This window comes from Mesorhizobium sp. M0062, assembly GCF_040323125.1.
GTDB lineage: Bacteria > Pseudomonadota > Alphaproteobacteria > Rhizobiales > Rhizobiaceae > Mesorhizobium.
The window spans coordinates 278558-293020 of sequence record NZ_JAMYUO010000002.1 but is presented as its reverse complement, the minus strand read 5'-3'; the positions used below and the strand labels follow the sequence as shown (position 1 = coordinate 293020).

General features: G+C 60.7%; 12 protein-coding genes and 1 tRNA gene. 7 read left to right on the top strand and 6 right to left on the bottom strand.

What is annotated here, in order from left to right:
- Positions 1 to 107 precede the first annotated feature (107 nt).
- Positions 108 to 1226, top strand: coding sequence for a glycosyltransferase family 4 protein (locus NKJ64_RS03625; RefSeq protein ID WP_023671802.1), 1119 nt, complete (start codon positions 108 to 110; stop codon positions 1224 to 1226).
- 18 nt (positions 1227 to 1244) lie between these two features.
- Here the strand turns inward: NKJ64_RS03625 and asnB are convergent, their stop codons facing one another.
- Complete coding sequence (asnB, locus tag NKJ64_RS03620; RefSeq protein WP_352461988.1) at positions 1245 to 3134, bottom strand: asparagine synthase (glutamine-hydrolyzing); 1890 nt, start codon at positions 3132 to 3134, stop codon at positions 1245 to 1247.
- A gap of 222 nt (positions 3135 to 3356) precedes the next feature.
- Positions 3357 to 4598, bottom strand: coding sequence for a glycoside hydrolase family 5 protein (locus NKJ64_RS03615; RefSeq protein ID WP_352461986.1), 1242 nt, complete (start codon positions 4596 to 4598; stop codon positions 3357 to 3359).
- Between the two features lie 16 nt (positions 4599 to 4614).
- Between NKJ64_RS03615 and NKJ64_RS03610 the strand changes: the two genes are divergently transcribed.
- The 3 genes from NKJ64_RS03610 to NKJ64_RS03600 all read left to right on the top strand — a co-directional run bounded on the left by NKJ64_RS03610 (position 4615) and on the right by NKJ64_RS03600 (position 8968).
- The gene (locus tag NKJ64_RS03610; RefSeq protein WP_023671805.1) at positions 4615 to 6621 is read left to right on the top strand and encodes a heparinase II/III family protein; all 2007 of its coding nucleotides are present in this window, start codon (positions 4615 to 4617) and stop codon (positions 6619 to 6621) included.
- Between the two features lie 203 nt (positions 6622 to 6824).
- Positions 6825 to 7817, top strand: coding sequence for a sterol desaturase family protein (locus NKJ64_RS03605; protein ID WP_023686296.1), 993 nt, complete (start codon positions 6825 to 6827; stop codon positions 7815 to 7817).
- Entirely contained in the window at positions 7814 to 8968 is a 1155-nt protein-coding gene (locus NKJ64_RS03600; RefSeq protein WP_352461985.1) for a GNAT family N-acetyltransferase, read from the top strand. Before NKJ64_RS03605 ends, NKJ64_RS03600 begins: the two co-directional genes overlap by 4 nt.
- A gap of 305 nt (positions 8969 to 9273) precedes the next feature.
- Here NKJ64_RS03600 and NKJ64_RS03595 read toward each other — a convergent pair.
- Positions 9274 to 9350: transfer RNA gene (locus NKJ64_RS03595), tRNA-Met, on the bottom strand.
- A gap of 236 nt (positions 9351 to 9586) precedes the next feature.
- Between NKJ64_RS03595 and NKJ64_RS03590 the strand changes: the two genes are divergently transcribed.
- Positions 9587 to 10546, top strand: coding sequence for a Gfo/Idh/MocA family protein (locus NKJ64_RS03590; protein WP_023669941.1), 960 nt, complete (start codon positions 9587 to 9589; stop codon positions 10544 to 10546).
- A 64-nt stretch (positions 10547 to 10610) separates the two neighbouring features.
- Here the strand turns inward: NKJ64_RS03590 and mnmA are convergent, their stop codons facing one another.
- The gene (mnmA, locus tag NKJ64_RS03585; protein ID WP_352461983.1) at positions 10611 to 11801 is read right to left on the bottom strand and encodes a tRNA 2-thiouridine(34) synthase MnmA; all 1191 of its coding nucleotides are present in this window, start codon (positions 11799 to 11801) and stop codon (positions 10611 to 10613) included.
- Between the two features lie 257 nt (positions 11802 to 12058).
- Here mnmA and sciP point away from each other — a divergent pair, with 257 nt between their 5' ends.
- Positions 12059 to 12334, top strand: a complete 276-nt coding sequence (gene sciP, locus NKJ64_RS03580; protein WP_013529904.1) for a CtrA inhibitor SciP — start codon at positions 12059 to 12061, stop codon at positions 12332 to 12334.
- Positions 12335 to 12400: 66 nt separating this feature from the next.
- Here the strand turns inward: sciP and NKJ64_RS03575 are convergent, their stop codons facing one another.
- On the bottom strand, positions 12401 to 13330 hold the full coding sequence (locus NKJ64_RS03575; protein WP_352461981.1) for an NADP-dependent oxidoreductase: 930 nt from the start codon (positions 13328 to 13330) through the stop codon (positions 12401 to 12403).
- Positions 13331 to 13421: 91 nt separating this feature from the next.
- Here NKJ64_RS03575 and NKJ64_RS03570 point away from each other — a divergent pair, with 91 nt between their 5' ends.
- Positions 13422 to 13823, top strand: a complete 402-nt coding sequence (locus tag NKJ64_RS03570; RefSeq protein ID WP_023691645.1) for a winged helix-turn-helix transcriptional regulator — start codon at positions 13422 to 13424, stop codon at positions 13821 to 13823.
- A 109-nt stretch (positions 13824 to 13932) separates the two neighbouring features.
- On the opposite strand, the gene NKJ64_RS03565 is transcribed toward NKJ64_RS03570, so the two are convergent.
- Complete coding sequence (locus NKJ64_RS03565) at positions 13933 to 14310, bottom strand: flagellar export protein FliJ (protein WP_023669945.1); 378 nt, start codon at positions 14308 to 14310, stop codon at positions 13933 to 13935.
- Positions 14311 to 14463 lie beyond the last annotated feature (153 nt).

The window sequence follows — 14463 nt, the reverse complement described above, 5'->3', positions numbered from 1 at the left end:
TGACGGCAAAGGGTGAACGGATACAGTTTGAACCAAAAGATTTGTCGTAAATCTTTTTTGGAACCTTTGCTTTACGGTCACCCGGCATCCGCAATCCAAATGGTGTCATGTTGCAGCGTCTCGCCCACAATAGAAAAATACATGTCTTGGTCGCAACGCCCTCGGGCGTTTCGGGACAAGGCGGCATTGACCGGATCATGGGGGCGCTGAAGCAGGAGTTCGAACGGCAAGAGATCGCCGACATCGATCTGCGCTTTCTTTCCAGCCGTGGCCCGGGACATGTCGGGCTTTCGATCTTCTACATGCTTGGTTTTTGCGCGCGGATGCTTGCGGCCCGCCTCGACAGACGCGCCGACGTCATTCACATCAATATATCGGTCTCCGGCAGCACCTATCGCAAGATGATGATCGCCGCCTGCGCCAGGCTGTTGTCGATACCATATGTCCTTCATCTGCATGGGGCGCAGTATCAGACATTCTGGAAAGATGATCATAGTTTCATGAGCCGCCGTATCAGGGCTCTGTTCGAGCATGCCGGCCGGGTGATTGTCCTGGGGGGGCTTTGGCGCGATTTCGTCGCCAGCCGGGCACCGGCGAACGGCGGCAATATTGTCATCGTTCCCAACGCCACGGCAGTTCCTTCCCTGGCGCATGTCGGCGGAGGCGATCACGTGCACATCCTGTTCCTCGGCCGCATCGGCGAGCGAAAGGGCGTGCCGCAGTTGGGCGAGGCGCTGGAGCGGATGAAACATCTCAGGGGTTGGCGTGCCACGATCGCCGGCGATGGTGAGGTCGAGCCGGCACGAGCGAGGTCGGTCGCTCTAGGGATTGCCGACCGTATTGCTTTTCCGGGCTGGGTGGGACCTGACGAGGTCGCATCACTGATCGCTTCGGCCGATATTCTGGTGCTCCCCTCGTTCGCCGAAAATCTGCCAATGTCAGTGATCGAAGGCATGGCGGCCGGCCTGGCTGTCGTGGCCACCCCGGTTGGCGCGGTCGAGGACATCATCACCCACGAACAATCCGGTCTGTTGGTGCCGCCCGGCGATGTGGCGGCGTTGACCGAGGCGTTAACTCGGCTGGTCGAGGATACGGCGCTGCGCGCGCGGCTTGGCGCCGCCGCCATGGCGGTGCACCGGGAAAGGCTTGAGCTTGCACCGTTTGTCGACGCGATCTGCGATGTCTGGAGATCGGTCGCGTCCGAGGCGCGATCGGTCAAGCGCTGACGCTGTCCTTCATTGTCGTCACTGCGGCGGGCCAAGCGCGAATTCGCGGTGGAATATCTCCAGGTTCAAAAGCGCCCATATCAGTTTTTCGTGGTCCGCGGCGCGCTCGGCGTGCTCCCTGACAATCTGGTCCAGCTTCTTGGCGCTCAAATAGCTACGGATGACCGAATGGGACGAACACAGATGGTCCCGTACATAATCGCTCATCGGCCCGCGGAACCATTCGGCGACGGGCACCTTGAAGCCGATCTTTGGGCGGTTGAGGACCTCGTCGGGAACCATGCCGGCCATGCAGTCGCGCAGGATCTGTTTGCTGTGCAGGAAGCCCAGCCTGTAACGATCGGGCAGTTGGCTGACGAAGGAAACCAGATCGCGATCAAGGAATGGCATTCGCCCCTCGATTGAACCGGCCATCATCACTCGGTCGCCCCGTTCCAAGAGGTTGTCGGGCAACCACGATGTCTGATCAAAAAACAACACACGGCGCAGATGAGATTCCGTCACACTCGAAGAGAACGGGAAATCGTTGCAGTCATGGCCGCAAGTGGCCAACCCACCGAGGAGCGAATCGCGTTCCCGCGCCGTCATGGCTCCAAACCAGGAGATCATCCGGGTGGCAAAGTCCCGTTCACCCGCGCTTCGGGCAAATATGTCGAACTTGGCCGATGCGCCGGGCAATGCGCGCATCAAAGGGGCGAGGAGATTGTTGTGAAGCGACGCTGGAACAAGTGACCGGTAGACACCCGCCAGAGACTCTGCGCGATGTTTGGGGTAGCCGCCGAGAATCTCGTCCGCCCCTTCGCCCGTAAGCACCATCTTGACGTCCCGCGAGGCTCGAACCGACATCAGGTAAATTGGAATGTCCGTACTTTGTGAAACAGGTGCCCCCCGATGGCGGACCATCTTGGGCAGATGATTCATCAGGTCATCCGCCTGGATGACGATTTCGCAATGATCGGTCTTGAAATGATCGGCGACGCGCCGGGCGAATGGAAGCTCGCTGTAAGCCTGTTCGCTGAAACCGACCGAAAACGTACGAATGGGGTTGTCGCTGTGCCTGGTCATCAGGGCAACGATTGCCGACGAGTCGAGCCCCCCGGACAGAAAGGCGCCAAACCGCGCATCACTGCGCATCCTGATCTCGACAGAACGGTCGAGCAATTCCAGAAATCGTCGCTTGGCGGTTCCTGGATCGATATCCGCTGTCAGATCGGTCTGATCCGGGGGCGCATAATAGCGCGTTTCCGTTACTTCCCCTTGCGACCACACAGCGTAGCTTCCCGGGTTGAGCTTGCGGATCTGTTTAAAAAGCGTCCGCGGTCCAGGCACGTAACGCCAGGTCAGATACTCGCGCACTCCATCCAGATCGAGCTGCTGGCCATCTGGCTGCGCAGACAACAACGCGCTGATCTCCGAGGCAAACGACAGCAAATTTCTGCCTTGCATGAGGTAAAGGGGTTTTTTTCCAAAGGGGTCGCGAGCGAGGATCAATTCGCGCCGTTGAGCGTCCCACAGCGCAAAAGCGAACATCCCGCTCAATCGGTCGAACATGGCCAGGCGCCACTGGTCATAAGCCCTGAGCAGCACTTCCGTGTCGGAGCGTGTGCGAAAACGGTGACCGAGACCGATCAACTCCTCACGCAGCTCGATGTAGTTGTATATTTCGCCGTTGAAAATAATCCGGAGCCGTCCGTCCTCGGTCTGCATCGGCTGATTTGAATCGGCGTTTAAGTCAATAATCGCCAGGCGGCGATGCACCAATGCCAACTGGTCCTCGCCTGTATTCAGGTCCAGGAGTTCGATGCCTTCGGCATCGGGACCACGATGCTGCAAGGCATTCGACATCCCGGCGGCCCGATCTTGTGGCTTCTCGACCCTGCGCCCAATCCAGCCGGCAATTCCGCACATTCTTTCCCTTGGCCCTCTTTCCCTTGTTTGCGTATGATTGAGGACACCAATCTACAGCGAATATATTAAATAGCTGCTCGGTGGAGTGATTTTAAAACTGAGCCTGATTTGGTTCGATCAGGCTCTCTCGGCTGCAACTGGAGACGACAGTCCTTGGGTTTCACGCGATTGATCGCCAGCAACCACGCAGACCGCTCGAGCCGATCCTGACGCGATGACGAGTTATGGCAGGCCTAGTGCCCGCAACATCTCCCGGTCCGGGATCGCAGGCCCCTTGGGTTGGATAACACTCATTCCGTAAGGATTGGAGAATTCCCAGGCCGACCACGGCATCGCGAAGCGTTCCGCCTCTCTGCGCACTGCCATGAGATAGCGCAGGCGATCAGCATCGAAAGCTCCCATGCGGCCATCCGCAGACATCAGGATAACGCCGAATTCGCCCACGAACAGGCGTCGGCTCGCTATGCCATGGGCTTCAGCCCAGTCGACCGCCTGACGGAAACCCGCTTCGAGCTGGCTCTGCCCCCAATTCTGCTCAAAGTATCGGGCGATCGTTTCACGCGCCGAGGCCATGTTCATCACCTCTTCGATCTGGCTCAAGCCGGCGGCGTCCATCTGCGCCTTGAGGGTTTCGGCGACCACTTCGGGCGTGCTGGCGTCGGCAGGCCAGGGAAGGCCGGAGGAGAAAGCGTTCTTGTCATCGGCCCGCTGGTGCGTGAAGCTGTGCGGATCATACATGTGGAAGCTGTAATAGACGTTGGGGTCGTCGAAGTTGGGGTCCAGGTTGACCAGTCCCGCGATGCTCCCGCCGCAGGCGCCGGTCGCGACGATGGTGAGTTCGCTGCTGACGGCGCGAATATCGCGAACCGTGCCTGCCATGATCCGCTGCCAGTCATCGCTGCCGCTTGAATCGCAAGGGTAGTAGGCGGGCTCGTTATAGGGCTCGAGGGCGACCTTGTCGGCGCCAATTTTGATCAGCATGGCAGCCACCGCCACTACCATTTTGCGATAGCGGGCAACACCCTCGCTGTCGGCCCCGCCATAGATCATTTCCATGCTGTAGGCCGGAACCTGGCTGACGCCATGCAGATCGAAAACCACCTTGAGCCCGCTTGAAACCACCCGCTGCACCGCAGCGGCAAGCATGTCCAGCGCCTGTTGTCGTTTGGCGCCCTCGCTGGCAAGCAGAGGGCCAGGGTCGACACTCAGCCGGACAAAGTCGAAGCCCATGGATCGAATGCGATCAAACTGGTCGCCGTCCGGCCAATCGGTGAGCGGCCTGCCGCCCGCAAGCCATTCCTTCTCGCTGCGATAGGGCGGCCATTTGTAGGAACCATCTTTCTCCACCGGCGACCAGTTGAGCCATTCATGGACGCCAACGCCGCGCTCAAGCGGGATCGGCGCCGCCTCGGCTGACAAAGCCATGCCAAGCGCGCACGCTATGACGTAGACAACTTTTCTCATCGCAAAACTCCGCGTCATGGCCGAAGATATTAACCGCGGGAACGGAAAAGAGGATGCCGCCACACGCTTTTTCGACGGGATGGTGTATGAGGATCAAAATCTTGGCGGAGCGCGGATGAGGGTCGGGTGGTATTTCAACCGATTGCGCAGCATGGAGTTGGCCGAGATATTGCATCGGTTGGACGAGCAGCGCCGGAGGACCGTTTCGCGCCGCCGCGACAACGGCTGGCAGCGCTATGCGTCGCCGCAGTTGCACCCGGTGCTGCACGGATTGCGGAATGCTGTGCCGGCCGCTGCGACACCAGCCCAGCGGCAAGCTATCGAGGCGGCTGCGCAAAACACTCTTCGGGGCCAGTTTTCAGCACTTGGGCAGACCTGGCCACAGCGAGACCCCTATACTCTCTTTCCACCCGAGCTCTGGCGCCTTGATCCGGTGACCGGCCGGCTTTGGCCAGGCCCCAAGACCCATACTTTCGATATCGATTTTCGCCATGCCACCGGCCGTGGCGATGTAAAATATGTCTGGGAAATCAACCGGCTGCAGCAACTGCCGCCACTGGCTGCCCATCTGCTTCTCACCGGCGATGATCAATCCCGTGCGGCCATCGAGGCGGCGATCGAGAGCTGGCATTTCGCCAACCCACCATTTCGGGGCGTTGGCTGGGCCTCGGGCATCGAGGTCGCGCTACGAGCCATCAGCCTGATTGTCACGCTCGACCTCGTCGGCGACCGGCTTGGCGCGGCGACGCGAGAAAAAGTCGGTGAAATACTGGCGGCAAGCGCCTATTGGCTGCCGCGGTTTCCCTCCCGTTTTTCGTCCGCCAACAACCATCTCGTCGCGGAATTGGCTGGCGAATATTTGATCGGTCTGGCTTTCGGGGCCGAGGTGGCTCGCGAGTCGCTCCTGGCTGAGGTGCTCAAACAGATCCTGGCCGATGGCGCCGGGGCCGAGCAGACCCCGACCTACGCCGCCTTCAGTGCCGAACTTTTCCTGCTGTGCGCTGCGGCGGCGCGCCAGGCCGGACTGCCTTTTCCCCAGCCCGTCGAAGCGCGTTTGGCCGCTTTCGCCAATTTCGCAGGCTGGCTCCCGCCGAAAACCAGCGGCTTCGGCGACAATGATGAAGGCCGCGTGATCACGCTGGGGGGCGAAACCGATTATGTCGGATCGGTCGCGGCCGCCATCCGTGGTTTTCTACGGATGCCGGGCAGCGCACCGGAGCCTGGCGATTTTCGTGCGCTTTTCTTCGGCGCGCCACCGCGGCCGGCGCCGGTGCCGAATGGATTGCATACATTCACGCAAGGCGGGCTCTCCGTCTGGCGCGGCGAGATGAATGGTCGCAACGTCCATCTGACATACGACCACGGCCCGCTGGGCTACCTTTCGATAGCGGCGCACGGTCATGCCGACGCGCTGTCGCTCACCCTGTGCATTGACGGCGATCCGGTGCTGGTCGACCCCGGCACATGGCTCTATGGTTCGGGGGGAGGCTGGCGCGACTGGTTCCGCTCGACGCCGGCGCACAACACGCTGAACCTAGAGGGTAAAAGCCAAAGCATCATCTCCGGGGCGTTCAACTGGTCGCACAAGGCGGTTGCGACATTGGTGGAGAGCGAGCCGGGGCCGCACTGGAGGCTGTGTGCCCGACATGACGGGTACAAAGGCCGCTTCGGCGTTGTGCATCAACGCGCCGTGACACGCGATGGCGACGGCATCCTCGTGACCGACCAACTGCTCGGCGGCAGCCGCGTCGCTGAGATCGTCTTCCAACTCGCCGCCGACCTCCACGCCAACAGGGATGGAAACATTGTCACGATATTGCGCGGCGCTGAACCTTTGATGACTATCCACTTTCCAGACGCAGCGATCCACATCCGTTCCGGCGGCGACACACCGGGCCAGGGCGGCTGGGTTTCGCCGCGTTTTGGTGCAAGGCAGCCAGCCGAACGCCTCGCATGGCGTGGCCAAGTAGGCGAAAAGGGAGTAGTCATCCGGCTCGCGCCAAGTCCGCCGCAGACCCGATAACGGGCAGGTTGCAGGCGCAGCGTTCGACATTAATTACGTTCAGATATTTAGCGGTTTTGACACCGTTGATCTGCTAATTTGGCCATGATTGTTCTGCCAGTCGCATCCCGATACACAGTTGCGGGCAGCATATGATAGGCTTGGCAATATGTGCTTCGCGACGAGCCGGATCACCATTTCACCACCTAGGAGCCACTGCATCGATGTTTTCGGAATTCGCCAGAGTGATCGTGGAAAAACTCTCACACATCGATCTGCTGACACTCGGTCTCCTGTTGCTCACGGCGCTGGGGAGCGCGGTGGTCGCCTACTGGCGAACGGTCGAACAGAAATCCTTCCGGGACTTTTTCGACTTCGCCTTTCCCGCGGAAGTCATCATGCACCCATCCGCGCGAGCGGACGCATTGTTCTGGATCACGAAAAGGCTGGTGATGCCCTTCCTGCTCATTCCCGCCGGTGTCACCTTCGTTGCCGCCACGGGATATGCAACAAACCAGGCAGTCGGCTGGCTCTTCAGCATCTCGCAACCGCTGATACCCGGCCCCGCCGGCCCAGTGACGATCATCCTCTTCACCGCAACCATGCTCGTTGCTTACGATATCTCCTACTACCTATATCACGTTGCCCAGCACCGTTTCCCGTTCCTGTGGGAATTGCACAAGGTGCATCATTCGGCCGAAGTGATGGTTGGGATCACCAAGGACCGGGTTCACCCCCTGGACGATCTGATGAACCGGATCTGGGACGGCGTCATACCGGGGATCAGTTTCGGCTTGTGGAGCCTGATTGCGCTTGATCCGGTCGAGATCGCCATATTTGGCATCAACGTCTATGTCATTCGCAACATTCTCATGATGGACTTTGTTCGCCACACGCATCTGAAGATTTCCTTCGGCCGGTTGAACGGCGTCATCTTGTGTCCGCACTGGCACCAGGTGCATCACAGTGTCGACCCTCGCCACTACGACAAGAATTTCGGGCTGCTTTTTTCATTCTGGGATCGCATATTCGGAACGCAGTTCATCCCGGATCCGGACGAAGACCTCAAGTTTGGACTGATAGATCGCGACGTACGCGACTATCAGTCGCTTTTCGGACTTTACGTGCTGCCGCTCAAGAAAATGGCAAACCATATCATGCGACTTTTTCAAAAGCGCATCGATGTCGCGCAGCCGCAGGACCGTCTCCAACCATGAACAAAATGGCTTCGATTGACGCTGTTGATGCGGAGCGACTGGAAATCGTCAGTTCGACGGATCGCCTGGCCGCCATCGAAGCCGAATGGGTAGACCTATGGCATCGTACCCATGCACTGATCTTTCAGAGCCATGCCTGGGTTTCGGCATGGTGGAGCACCGTGCGTGACCGCGACCGGCGCTCGCTGCGGATCGGCCTGGTATGGAGCGATGACAGGCTGGTCGCTGTCATTCCCCTGGCGATCGGCAGACGAAAAGGACTTCGGCTCCTCGAATGGGCCGCCAATAGCTATACGGACTATGGTGATATTCTTGTCGCGCCGGAATGCTCCCTATCGGCCCTCCAGAACCTCTGGAACCGGATCTGTTCGGCGGGTGGCTTCGATCTTGCTTTTATCAATCGTCTGTCGCCGGATGCGGCAGCCCGCAGGATTTTTACACCGGGCTCTTCCAGCGGCGTCAAGCTTCGCGCCAATCACCGGGAGGAAGTCAGTTATCGCGTCGCTGGACAGTGGGCCAGCGGAGCAGCATGGCTGGCGGACCAGCCGAAAAAGATGCGCCAGAACTATCGGCGCGGCATCAAGATACTGGAAGAAACAGGCGAAGTGAAATTCCGCCTCCTGTCGGCCGACGAGCCGCTGCAGCCATTGCTGGAGCGACTGTCGGCGCTGAAGCGCAGATGGCTGGAAAAGCACACGCGTGAATCCGACCTTTTCGAAGAGGGCGAGCCGGTTCTTGCCGCCCTGGTGGACGCGCTGTCACGCGCCGGTGTGCTGCGCATTTTCGTACTTGAATGCAATGGTGCGATGGTCGCGGTTTCCATCAACATCGTCCAGCACAACGTCATGATGGCATTCGTTACCACCTACGACCCTGACTTTAGCCGAGCGTCGCCGGGTGCGGTCCTGATTACGGAGTATATACAGTGGTCGTTTGATCACGGCTTGGGATTGGTCGATTTCCTCTGTGGCGGAGAGGCCTTCAAACATAGGTTTGCAACACAGGCCGTTACCCTCCAATCCGTTCTTGGGGCACGCACTGTGCAGGGCGCGCTCGCTTCTCTCGCTGATCGTATCTGTCAGACGATCCGCGTACGCTCACGCGGATTGGCGTCGGCGAATCCAGAGCGCCCGCCCGATGAGACTGCTTAATTTAGCTGGATAACTTGGGCATAAGCCGCCGAGCGTTGAGGGCTGGCGTGCGACATGGGCGCGCCATTCGAAAATCCGCGTCGATTGCGCCTCGGAATTGGGACCGAATGGGTCCGCAGGTGCAGACTTCAATTCCCGCAAATCACGTCTCTCGAGGCGCAGTTTGTCGTCTGCGAAGCGTTGCAACACGTTCGTTGGCGTCACAACGGTAGCAGGCTAGGTCCTGAGAATCATTGAAGATTTTTTCGGACAGGGCGCTACCATAGGTCGGCGTTTTTACTATGATTTCAGTAGCTTAGGTAGGCTGGTAGCGGGAGAGGGACTTGAACCCCCGACCCCAGGATTATGATTCCCGTGCTCTAACCAACTGAGCTACCCCGCCAGGGCGGCGAAAGGCCCGAAATCCGCCTTAAATCGAAAGGCATTTCGAGGCGTTCGCCAAGGTCGCGCGGATATAAGGTTGGGAGGGCGAGCCTGTCAAGCATCGATGCGCGAGGGGCGCCGGCATATTGTCGCCGGTAAAAGCTTTGCCGGGCTGGCATCTCCGGTAAGCCACCGGGGTTGAGTTCGACGGGGCACGCCGCTATGTCTCGGCCAAGAAATTAGAGTTTGAAGCTGATGAAGCCGCGCATTGCAGTCCTCGGTTGCGGATACTGGGGCAGCAACCACATCCGCACCCTCAAGGCGCTCGGCGCGCTGCATGCGGTTTCCGATGCCAATCGGGCGCGGGCCGAAGGCTTTGCCAGCGAGCAGGACTGCCTGGCGATCGAGCCCGACCAGCTGTTCGTGCGTGATGATATCGACGCCATCGTCATGGCGCTGCCGCCGCAGTTCCATGCCGATCTTGCCGTGCGCGCCGCTGAGGCCGGCAAGGACGTGCTGGTGGAAAAGCCGATTGCGTTGACCGTGCCCGACGCCGAGCGCGCCGTGCAGGCGGCCAGGGACAATGGCCGCGTGTTCATGGTCGGCCATGTCTTGCGCTTCCATCCCGCCTTCGAGACGCTGAAGGCGCTGATCGACAATGGCGAGCTCGGCGAGGTCCGCTACATCCACTCGCACCGGCTCGGCCTCGGCAAATTCCACACCGAGAACGACGCACTGTGGGATCTGGCGCCGCACGATTTGTCGATGATCCTGGCCATCACCGGCACCGAGCCGATCGAGGTCAGGGGCGAGGGGGCAGCACTCCTCGACAATCTCAGCGATTTCGCGCATCTGCACATGCGCTTTCCCAATGGCTTGCGCAGCCATCTCTTCACCTCGCGGCTCAATCCCTATCGCGAGCGGCGGCTGACCGTGGTCGGCACCAAGGCAATGGCGGTGTTCGACGATGTCGAGCCCTGGGAGCGCAAGCTGGCCGTCTACCGCCACGCGGTGTGGCAGGACAGCGGCCAGTGGGCCTTCACCACCAACGAGCCATCCTATGTCGCGGTCGGCCAGGGCATGCCGCTGACGCGCGAGCTCGAGCACTTTATCCAGTGTATCGAGACGCGGGCCGAGCCGCGCACCAGCGGCGAGGAAGCCATCAGGGTGCTCCGCATCCTGACGGCGGGTACAGTCACGCACACAAAGTCCTGAGACCGTTTCGAAACTCTGCCCTTAAGGCAGATCGAAACTAAAACTGTCTCCGAGAGGGTAGTGTTTACTCTGCGGGAATCTGCGCCGGCCTGGCTGCGAGCCGGCTGAGCATGGCTTCGGCCTCGGCGCCGCGCTCGGAGCGCTCGATGAAGCCGCCGCCGAAGACGCGGGCTTCGTTGCCGTCGTCGGAATAGAGCACGCAGGCCTGTCCGGGCGCGATGCCGGACTCGCCGTCGGCCAGTTCGACAAAGGTGCTGCCGGCGCGGTGATGCAGCACGGCCGGGCGCGGCGGCCGCGTCGAGCGGACCTTGGCGAACAGCTCCATGCCGGCGGCCGGAATGTCGGACAGCGCGCGATCGCCCAGCCAGTTCATGTTGCGCAGATAGATCTTGTGGGTCTCCAGCGCCTCGCGCGGGCCGACGATGACACGGGCCCGGTCGGCGTCGAGATGGACGACGTAAAGCGGCTCGCCCGAGGCGATGCCGATGCCGCGGCGCTGGCCGATCGTATAGCGCAGGATGCCGTCATGGCGACCGAGCACGCGGCCGTCGATATGGACGATGTCGCCTGGGTTGGCGGCAGCTGGCTTCAGCTTGGCGATGATGTCGGAATATTTGCCCTGCGGCACGAAGCAGATGTCCTGACTGTCCTGCTTGGCGGCAACGGTCAGCCCCATTTCTTCGGCGATGGCCCGCACCGCAGGCTTGGACAGCCCACCCAGCGGAAAGCGCAGATAGTCGATCTGCGCCTGCGTGGTGGCAAACAGGAAATAGCTCTGGTCGCGGTCGGCATCGACGGGCCGGAATAGCGCGCGGTGGGCGCCATTGGCCCCGGAGCGGATATAGTGGCCGGTGGCGAGCGCATCGGCGCCAAGGTCCTTGGCGGTGGCCAAAAGGTCGGCGAACTTCACCGTCTGATTGCAAGAGACGCACGGAATGGGCGTTTCGCCGGCGACGTAGCTTTCGGCAAACGGGTCGATGACCGCCTTACGGAAGCGCTCCTCATAGTCGAGCACGTAATGCGGAATGCCCAGTGTCTCGGAAACGCGGCGGGCATCGTCAATGTCCTGGCCGGCGCAGCACGACCCGGCCCGGTGCGTTGCGGCGCCATGGTCGTAGAGCTGCAGCGTGACGCCGACGACATCATAGCCTTCGCGCTTCAAAAGGCCGGCAACGACAGACGAATCCACACCGCCCGACATGGCGACGACGATGCGGGTGTTTTGCGGGCTGGCGGGAAGGTCGAGGCTATTCATGGTTCTTTCGTTCTGCGTGGCGCTTCAATGGCAGTGGCGCGAATATAGGTCAACCACACCAGCGGCGCCAGCTTTGCGGCGGTGCCGATTTTGCGGGAAAATTGCGCGCCTGCCCGCCGTTGCCTCAAATGCCGACGAAAAGACTAACGCGGCGTTCATGATCCTTACCTACTCATTAGGGTTCGCTTAGGCAATTTTTAAAGCTGTGGCGGTAATGTGGTGGGGATTGGGTCTTTGAGTTTTTAGTAGAGAGTACGATGACCGATCTTGTTAGACCGCGAGTCAAATATGTTATTGGGCCTGACGGCAGCCCTCTTACGATTGCCGATCTTCCGCCGACGAATACACGTCGCTGGGTTATCCGGCGCAAGGCGGAAGTGGTTGCTGCGGTGCGCGGCGGGCTTTTGAGCCTCGACGAGGCATGCCAGCGCTACAAGCTGACCACCGAGGAATTCCTGTCCTGGCAAGCGTCGATCGACGAATACGGCCTTGCCGGGCTGCGCACGACGCGCATCCAGCAATACCGGCACTAGAGCCAGGACCACAATAGAAAAGGGCGCGGTAACCGCGCCCTTTTGCCTGTCGGTAATGCCTGCTGCTCAGACCGTCAGCACCACCTTGCCGATCGGCCTGGTGGCGAGAAAAGCGTGCGCGGCGCCCGCCTGTTCGAGCGGAAAGCTCTTTGCCACATGGACCGCAAGCTTTCCCGCATCGACCAGTTTGCCAAGTTCGACGAGGCCTTCACGGTCGGGCACGACGGACATGCGCTCGACGCGGATCCCACGCGCAGCAGCCTTGGCTCGGGTGGTGTCGTGGAAATTGAGCAGCGACACCAGGACCCCACCGTCCTTCAGGACTGTCAGCGATTGGTCGGCATGGTCGCCGCCCATCGGCTCCAGCACCAGGTCGACGTCGCTGACCTCGGCGGCGAAATCTCCCTTGGTGTAGTCGACCACTTCATCGGCGCGGAGCGAGCGGACGAAATCGAGTTTCTTCGGGCTGGCGGTGGCGATGACATAAGCGCCGTGCGCCTTGGCGATCTGCACCGCCAGATGCCCGACGCCGCCGGCGGCGGCATGGATCAGCACGCGCTGGCCGCGCTTCAGGCCGCCATGGTGGACAAGGCCTTGCCAGGCAGTCAGGCCGGCCAGCGGCAGCGCGCCTGCATGAAAGTGATTGATGCCTTGCGGCTTCGGTGCGATTTCATCGGCCGGGGCGACAGCGAGTTCCGCATAGGCTGCGGCCTGCTTGGGAAAATGCGGCATGCCGAACACGGCGTCACCGACCTTGAGGCCGCCATCGACGCCTGGGCCCACCGCCTCGACCGTGCCTGAAATATCCCAGCCCAAAGTGAAGGGCGGTTCGCCCAGCAAAGGATAGTAACCGGCGCGCACCGAGCCATCGACCGGATTGATGCCGGCGGCATGCACGCGCACGAGCACTTCGCCTGACTTGGGCGAGGGCGCGGGGCGATCGGCGATGACGAGGACGTCGGGTCCGCCGACTGAATTCTGGACAACGGCACGCATGGGAGGCTCCTGCTGGGGTTTCTGTGCCACTATCATTTGGATAGTAATATTCCCTTGTCCAGTATGTACCTTTTCCATATATAGGCACCTCATGGATAGTGATAATGATTGCGGCTCCGGCTATGACGCCTTCCAGCGGACGTGTCCTTCGCACGCCGTGCTCGAGATGCTGGCCAGCAAATGGGTCTATCTGACGGTTTGTGCGCTGCGCCGTGGCCGGATGCGCAACGGCGAACTGGCGCGTAAGCTCGAAGGCATCACGCCTAAAATGCTGACGCAGACGCTGCGCGTCCTCGAGCGCGACGGGCTTGTGCGGCGCGAAATCTTTCCGGTGATCCCGCCGCGGGTCGAATATGAATTGACCGAACTTGGCCAGAACCTGGCGGGGCTGCTCACCCAGATACGCTCCTGGTCGGAAGAGCATGTGCCTGACATCAAGCAAGCGCGGGCGAGGGCGGCTGCGAACCTGGACAGGGATTTGGCACGGGCCTGAAGCTGCGGCCGCCTTACGGGCCGGATCAGCAGCGCCGGGGCTTTTTGGCGCGCTACACGCAAAGCAAAGCGCGGCGTCAGGCGGCGCCGGTCGGGTTAAAACTCTGCCGTCAGCCGATCATGGCGCTGCGACCGCCGAGTTCCGCGTCGCGGATCTTGGTGTCGCGCGATTCCAGCATCTCGGCCTTGGAAAGCTCCGCTTCAGCTTCGCCGAGTAATGATTCGGCAGCGCTTCGCTGCTGGGCGAGGTCGCTTTGAGAGTTTCTGAGGTTATCACGGCGCAGACGCGCCGCCTTGGCGAAGGTCGGATAGGCAAAATGATTGATGTCGGTGATGCCGGCCTTCTTCTCCTCGGCGGTGATCTGAAGCTCCAGTTCAACGGCCATGCGCTCGAACTCGGCGATCATCATGTCGAGCTGCAGCAGCTGCCGCCGCTTCTCATTCACCTGAAATTGCTTCAGCCGAACGAGGTTTTCACGTGACTTCATGATTCGGTACTCCCGGAAACGCACACCTGCACATATCGTCCAATCCGCCCGCCAGGGCCTGGCGCCGCCCGTATCCACCGGCATTCCCCGAACTATGGGAAACAAATCCCTAAAGTTTTTTGCCGGCGGTAACCATTCGTTTACGCGCATTGT